Annotated in this window: 9 protein-coding genes and 1 pseudogene; 6 read left to right on the top strand and 4 right to left on the bottom strand. The window is 39.6% G+C overall.

From position 1 onward, the window contains the following. The coding region (locus VB654_RS08210; protein ID WP_323213197.1) for a Uma2 family endonuclease at positions 1-364 on the top strand (364 nt) is incomplete at its 5' end. Between the two features lie 121 nt (positions 365-485). Here VB654_RS08210 and VB654_RS08205 read toward each other — a convergent pair. The 4 genes from VB654_RS08205 to VB654_RS08190 form a co-directional block, all read right to left on the bottom strand. After that, the gene (locus tag VB654_RS08205) at positions 486-668 is read right to left on the bottom strand and encodes a hypothetical protein (RefSeq protein WP_323213196.1); all 183 of its coding nucleotides are present in this window, start codon (positions 666-668) and stop codon (positions 486-488) included. A gap of 73 nt (positions 669-741) precedes the next feature. Beyond that, positions 742-1,041, bottom strand: coding sequence for a transcriptional regulator (locus VB654_RS08200; RefSeq protein WP_323213195.1), 300 nt, complete (start codon positions 1,039-1,041; stop codon positions 742-744). After that, positions 1,028-1,372 carry a type II toxin-antitoxin system RelE/ParE family toxin gene (locus VB654_RS08195; protein ID WP_323213194.1) on the bottom strand — a complete coding sequence of 115 codons (345 nt, stop codon included), beginning with the start codon at positions 1,370-1,372 and terminating at the stop codon, positions 1,028-1,030. The genes VB654_RS08200 and VB654_RS08195 overlap by 14 nt, the downstream gene beginning before the upstream one ends. A 14-nt stretch (positions 1,373-1,386) precedes the next feature. After that, a complete protein-coding gene (locus VB654_RS08190; protein ID WP_323213192.1) occupies positions 1,387-2,460 on the bottom strand; it encodes an aromatic ring-hydroxylating dioxygenase subunit alpha in 1,074 nt (357 codons plus the stop codon). 294 nt (positions 2,461-2,754) lie between these two features. Here VB654_RS08190 and VB654_RS08185 point away from each other — a divergent pair, with 294 nt between their 5' ends. The 5 genes and pseudogenes from VB654_RS08185 to VB654_RS08165 all read left to right on the top strand — a co-directional run. Continuing rightward, a complete protein-coding gene (locus VB654_RS08185) occupies positions 2,755-3,222 on the top strand; it encodes a YbjN domain-containing protein (RefSeq protein WP_323213191.1) in 468 nt (155 codons plus the stop codon). A 68-nt stretch (positions 3,223-3,290) separates the two neighbouring features. Beyond that, positions 3,291-4,034: a biotin/lipoate A/B protein ligase family protein gene (locus VB654_RS08180; RefSeq protein WP_323213190.1), complete on the top strand. Its 744-nt coding sequence runs from the start codon at positions 3,291-3,293 to the stop codon at positions 4,032-4,034. A 118-nt stretch (positions 4,035-4,152) separates the two neighbouring features. Further along, positions 4,153-4,473 (top strand): helix-turn-helix transcriptional regulator, encoded by a 321-nt coding sequence (locus VB654_RS08175; RefSeq protein ID WP_323213189.1) that lies wholly within the window; start codon positions 4,153-4,155, stop codon positions 4,471-4,473. 27 nt (positions 4,474-4,500) lie between these two features. Further along, complete coding sequence (locus VB654_RS08170; RefSeq protein WP_323213188.1) at positions 4,501-4,719, top strand: hypothetical protein; 219 nt, start codon at positions 4,501-4,503, stop codon at positions 4,717-4,719. A gap of 288 nt (positions 4,720-5,007) precedes the next feature. Beyond that, a pseudogene (locus tag VB654_RS08165) lies at positions 5,008-5,577 on the top strand (hypothetical protein); the annotation flags it as partial.

Raw genomic sequence — 5,577 nt, 5'->3', positions numbered from 1 at the left:
TATAAAATTAACAAGAAATCAAGAAAATTGGATACCTGTACCTGATTTAACCTACATTTCCTATAACCGTCTTGCTGCTGACTGGCTTGAGGATGAAGCTTGTCCTGTCATACCAGAATTAGTCATCGAAATTATTTCTTCTGGTCAAACTTTTGGAGATATGATCGAAAAAGCTACTTATTATCTTCAAGCTGGGATTCTTCTGGTTTGGATAGTAGATACAATATCTCAAACTATCACTCTTTTTACAGCATCTTCTCTTCCTCTCACCTTTCGAGATAATCAAGTCATTAGTCATGAAGCATTACCAAAATTAGAAATTACTCCCCATACCATCTTTCAACGTGCTGGTTTAATACGTTAGTTTTCGGCTTTTTCGCTTTCATAGTTTGTAGTAAGGACTTTAGTCCTGATTTGAGGGCTGTAGCCATCACTACACAATAATATTAATATTTTTTACCTTCCAGATTTGTAATGTTTTAGGCTTAGTCATTGTAAATATCTTCTTCTGGGTCGTTCCATTCCTGAAATCCAGTTTCTGCCAGTTGCATTATTGTCACGGTTTCCAGCCTTTCTTCAATTTCAGAAATCAGTGTGATGAGTTCTTCAACTGGTAGCTGAAAAATCATAGTTTTGATTTCTTCAATACTTCGAGGTATTGTCATCATGAATACTCCTGATTTTGAAGTAATTTAAATGTTTGCTTATCAGGAAATAGTTGATAGAAAGGAACCTTCAGCCTCATGATTTTTCTCTGACCTCTAGTTTAAATCCTAAAGCATCTAATAATCCTAGCAAACTGTATATTTCAGCACCACCACTCTTTAACAACATTTGATTTAATTCTTCCCACTTTAGGTTTGCTTGTGCAGAAAGATTATTCATATTCAACTGTGCATCAATGACATCTTTTAAGGCTGAGGTTAACAGTTCAGTCTCAGGATTTTCCACTTCTAATATTGCTTCGATATAAGCAGCTGCCTCTTCACGGTCTTGAAGTGATTCAATTAGATAGTCCTGGTAGCTATCACTGGTCGGCATTTTCACTTTCTTCATATTCTGCCCAATACTCCTGTGCCTTACAAATATCTTTTTCTTGACTGCTTTTATCTCCACCCAACAGCAGAAGCACAATTGTTGTTCCTATTTGTCCAAAATAGACTCGGTAGCCAGAACCATAATTAATCCTGAGTTCAAAAACACCCTCTCCTACTGACTTATAATCTCCCAGATTACCAAGACTAGCTCGTTTTAGCCTCTCTTTAATTTTAGCTTTAGCTCTCCTATCTCGCAGCCCATCTAGCCATTCTGCGAAAGGAATTTTGCCGTTAGCTGTAATGTAACGCCGAATCTCTCTTGGTTTTGATTCCATAATTCCATCAGGAATTACCCCTGTTCTGTCTGATTCCGCATCAAACGCTGCACACTTACCAACGCCCGATTTAATTCATAATTTCGCCTTTGGGGATTCTGCAAATACGCTTGCTGTTCTTCTTCAATCATCTTCACATCTTGAATTACTAAACCATCAAGCAATTTTTGCGCTGCACCAAATAAACTATCTTTAATAAATCGCCGAAACCATACAGGTAATTTATGTAATCTCCAAAAAGAATTTAATGATGTAAAATGAATTAAATACGCTTTGGTTTCCGTTTCACTTATTGGACATAATAAACAATAGATTTTAAAATCTTGACCCAAGGTAGAAACCCAGTGAGGATAAACATAACTCACGTCCAAGGGTTCAGGATGTAATTTTCTCAAGGCAGGAAAAAATAACTGCGATATTGACCAAATTTTATCAATTTTGTAATAACTTTGGGCGATATAATGAGCATCTACACGATGATTATTTTCATCAATATCTTGTAATGATGCTTCTGCCCAAGCTTGCAAGTCTTGATGTAAATGCCCATGATACATATCCATTAAATTCTCTATTAAATAAGAATAATGGGCTTGAGTATGAATTACTGAAACTGTGGCAATATAATTGAGATGTTCCCATTCTGGTAAACCCAGAGGTTCTACAGTTGGTTCGGCATTTCCGGGAAATAACCAAATAAATCCATCTTGTTCTTTAACTGGGTAATGGCGAATCTGACAATTTGGTAACTTCTGATTTTCTGCTAAGTAGGGAACAGCCGCACATTCACCGGCAGAATTGAAACGCCAACCGTGATATGCACATTCTAATTCGTTGCCAATTACCTGTCCGTGACTCAGTTTAACTTGGCGATGGGGACAACGGTCTTCTAGGGCGTGGATTTTACCTGTACTGTCTCGATATAGCGCGATGCCTGCGGCGGGCGCTTGCGCCATCGCTTGCTGCCAAATTACCACATTTATGGGCTTATGAGTCACTTCGCTACTAAGTGCAACCACATACCAATGATTGGGGTTAATACCCAATTGACGGACATCACGATTCTGCACAGTTGAGGATAAAAAGGACATATTATAGCACATCCTGAAACTTTTGATTTGCTACACCATTTGTTTAATTTAGGTAGGTGCAGTAAGAATTATCATACAGGTAATATTTGCCAAAATAAAATGTCATATTTATGACTAATACTTCCTGAGTTGTATAAGCCCTCAGATTTATCTGTGAAATCAATCCACAATCTCAAATTGTATGACTGCGATCGCTTAGTTTAAAATATTCTGCGAACTAGCTATAACTAACCTTCCTCACAGGCGATAAAGTATGTGTAGAGAAACAGTAACCAAATCGGGAAAAAATTCTGTATGACAAACTACCAAGAAACCCTACTCAGCAATGAACTTAACTCAGATACAGTCAGTGTCAACCATGTGGAAGTAATTGAAAATGTCATCGGTACTCTAGAACAAGATGATAGCGCCATGGTGAGCCACGATCCAAAGGATGGTTATCTGTGGAAATTTAAATACGGGAGTGTGGAAGTTTTTATCCAACTGACCGGAGAAAGTGACGAGGATACCATCACAGTTTGGTCTACGGTGCTAAACTTGCCAGCCAAAGATGAACTCAAGTTGATGCGTCATCTTTTGGAAATGAACTGCTCCAACACTTTAGAAGCCCGTTTTGGTATTATTGAGAATCGGGTGGTTGTAATCTCAACACGCACTCTAGAAGATTTATCTCCGGCGGAAGTATCACGGCTAGTTACCATTGTGGCTACCATTGCTGATGATCACGACGACGTTTTACAATCTCAGTACGGTGCTGCTTAAACGGCTTTCCCCAGGCTTTGTCCTTTGAATTGTTCCAAACTCTATTGCTTGCACCTCTTTAAATATCAGTGTTGAACCCAATTGAAAATTTTGATGGTCAGCAGGTTTGGCGACTGATTCCTTTGCTAGAAGCCTCTGGTGATGTGCAGATGGCGATTGACAGATGGTTGCTAGAACAGCACAAATCTGGAAAGCATCCTCCAACTCTGCGATTTTATACTTGGTCGCCACCTGCAATTTCTCTGGGCTATCACCAACGCCAATACCCGGATTTTTGGCAAAATTTAACTTGGCGAGGCGAAAAACTAGATTTGGTGAGTCGTCCTACTGGCGGTAGGGCGGTACTACATCAAGGTGATTTAACTTATGCTGTGGTGACTTCGGGGATACCGGGTAGCCGTTTCCAAATATACGAAAAGATTTGTGAGTTTTTAATTCAAGGATGGCGATCGCTTGGCGTAAAATTGCGCTACGGTACAGCTGGGCGGGGCTATATCCACAATCCTAACTGTTTCGGTACAGCTACAAGTGCAGATTTAGTGTTACCAGATGGAGGTAAACTCATTGGTAGCGCCCAACTGCGACGGGGTGAGGTAATTTTGCAACATGGTTCCATCCGTTTACAGCCTGATGCAGAATTATTTACTCAAGTCTTTGGTGCAGAATCTTGTACAACACAACTACCCGAAAATTTAAGTTTAGACCAGATTATTGCCGCTTTGATTACCGCCGCTTGTGATTGTTTTGGGATGCAGATAGAAGTACAACCCCTTTCCCAGTCTGAATGGGATGAAATTTTGGCAAAAGTTTGAAGTAACGCAACTTGATCTGATTTTTGTGCGATCGCTATATCCTGCTGCTATGATACTTCTACGTCAGATTTGATATCAAAAAACACAAGCAGGAGAGTTAATTTATTCAAGAACATATATGGATATAGCAAAGCGTCAACGTTTGGAAGCAGTTGGTTGGTGTGTCGGAAATGCGGCTGACTTTCTAGAATTTTTACCTGAAGAAATAGCTTTTATGGAAATGAAGCTATCTTTAAGTAGATATTTGCAGGAACTGCGCTTAAAAAACCAGCTTTCTCAGGCGAACTTGGCTAAGAAAATTAATTCCAGTCAATCGCGTGTAGCTAAGATGGAAGCGGGAGATCCTTCAGTTTCTCTAGATTTGATGGTCAAGACTATTTTAGCTGTAGGGGGAACTCGTGAGGATATGGCGATCGCGATCGCTTCTATCCACACTTAAGAAATTTAGATTTATCTACACTTACTAATGCCAACTAATATAATAATTCTAATTGCGGCCTTAATTGTGGCTTTGATCATTTTCCGAGCTTTTCTGAAAGTATTCAAGACATTTCTAAGTAGTGCGATCGCTATTTTTGTAATCCTTGTCATTTTGAATATATTTGGCTTTAGCCCCGATGACCTGATCCAAGAAATCACCAACCTCCCAGAAACTTTAAAACAGCTTTTTACCGGGGAAACTTGAGAAAATAATTTGTAATTCGTAGTTCGTAATGCCTCTTTCAGAGGAGCTTCGCTAACGTAATTCGTAATTGATCTCACCCCGCCTTTGACTTGCATCAAAGTTTCCCCTCTCCTTAGCAATGCTACGGTGTACACACATCCTGAACCAAAGAGAGTTTCCAGTCTTAAAAACAAGATTTAAATTCGGATTACGGCTTGCCTGTGAGCTAAATTTATCACCTAATTTTTCAGAAATAGAGGATAATACTGTTAAAGCTTGATCAATGATGTATCTATCTAACACCTGCTCATGGACGAACAGCGCCAACAGGCTTATTATCAGCTAATTGAAAGTTTGCTCAAATGCCCGGATGGAGAAGAAGCAGAAATATTAGCGGCTAATACAGAATTACTTGATGCTGGCTTTTTGCAGATGTTAGCAGCAGCAGCACAGCATTACTCACAGCAAGGACAGGAAAATGCTGCAAATTGGCTGAGAAACTTGGAAACACAACTCAGTGCAGCGCTGAACTTACCAACAACATCTCCAGCAGGTGGTGAAACTTCCACTGTCACCCCAGAAAATATAGACGTTTATGGGCAATTTTTATTACAAACACTGCAAGCAACAGCAGAAAGCAACGGTGATCCTCAAGTAATTTACCCCTTGCTGGCAGCCAATACTGATAAACTCAATCCTATTTTTGCAGAATTTTTGCGTCTTTGGGCTACAAATACCCTAGCAGAAGCGGAAACAGACACAGCAACATCCATTGCCGCAGTGATTGTTAATTTGAGTAATTTGATTCAGCAATTTCCCTTGGGTGACAAAGCCAAAAATATGGAAATTGGTATTGCTGGCTACGAAATCGCCCTCACT

The sequence above is a fragment of the Nodularia sp. UHCC 0506 genome, assembly GCF_034931045.1.
Taxonomy (GTDB): domain Bacteria; phylum Cyanobacteriota; class Cyanobacteriia; order Cyanobacteriales; family Nostocaceae; genus Nodularia.
This window is presented reverse-complemented; position numbering and strand designations above follow the sequence as displayed.